This is a genomic window from Streptococcus sp. DD11, assembly GCF_001578865.1.
GTDB lineage: Bacteria > Bacillota > Bacilli > Lactobacillales > Streptococcaceae > Streptococcus > Streptococcus panodentis.
In genome coordinates this window covers 1-1,059 of sequence record NZ_KQ969408.1, presented here as the reverse complement: position 1 = coordinate 1,059, position 1,059 = coordinate 1, and the positions used below count along the sequence as shown (strand labels likewise).

Here is a 1,059-nt window from a genome sequence, read left to right as displayed (position 1 = left end):
GGTCACATCTGTACACCACTTCTCATTTGGTTTCTCAGCCGTGAAATCACGATTCAGGATGTTCTCTTCAATATTGATAAAACTGGTCTTGGTGCAGTAACCACGAGAACGGCGGATAATGGATTGAATCCCCAGAATCCGCATCAAACGCCGGATGCGCTTCTTGTTGTAAGTTGTACCGAGTTCTCTGTTGAGAAAACGCGTCATGCGCCGATAGCCTAAGATACCATTAAATCGCGCATGCAGCTCTTGAATCTTCTCCATCAATTTCTGATTGGTGACTTCAGAGTCCGTCTCCTCATGGCTGAGCCACTTGTAATATCCCGAGCGTGAGACCTTGAGTATGCGGCAGAGCTGGCTGATGGAAGCCTCCTTGCGTTCCTGAGCATATTCATAAATCGCTTGGAATTTGAGAAGAGATCTTCCCAGCCTCACCACAGGTTTCGCTGTTCGAGCTCCTTCAACTTTTTTAGGAGACCTACCTCCATTTCCAGATAGCGGTTCCGCTCTTCTAACTGTTTGATTTTGAGTTGAAGTTCTTCCTCTGCGTTTAAATTAGGCTTGCTTTCCAGCCCTTTTCCACGACGGTCTTGAAGGCCTTGGCTTCCGTCTTTTTCAAACTTTCTGACCCAGGAGTAAACCTGCTGGTAGGAAACGCCATATTTCTCAATCGCTGCCTGATAGTCCTTTTCATGAGCAATGGTGAAGTGAACAATCTCAACCCGTTCTTCAAATGTTGTCTTGCGTCCTTGTTTCATTCTGGATAATCCTTTACTAGTGCTTGTTAATTCCTTACCACTAGTATACCCTTTTATCCAGTTTCTGAGAACATAATGAGTAGAAATATCATATTTTTCGACAATAGCAGTTAAACTTCCTCGTCCCTCAAGGTAATCTTGGACGGCTTGTTCTTTCAACTCCTGACTGTATTTCTTCCAGGTCCGGCTCTCTTTAAGACCGTCAATTCCATCTTGCTTATACTTACGAACCCAGTCTCGAATGGTTGTGTCAGAGACTCCAAATATTCTTGCCAAAGTACGGATAGATCGACCTTGTTCT

The 1,059-nt window shown here is 44.5% G+C and carries 1 pseudogene; it reads right to left on the bottom strand.

The features are described from left to right. Positions 1–1,059 (bottom strand): annotated as a pseudogene (locus STRDD11_RS13095) (IS3 family transposase); the annotation flags it as partial.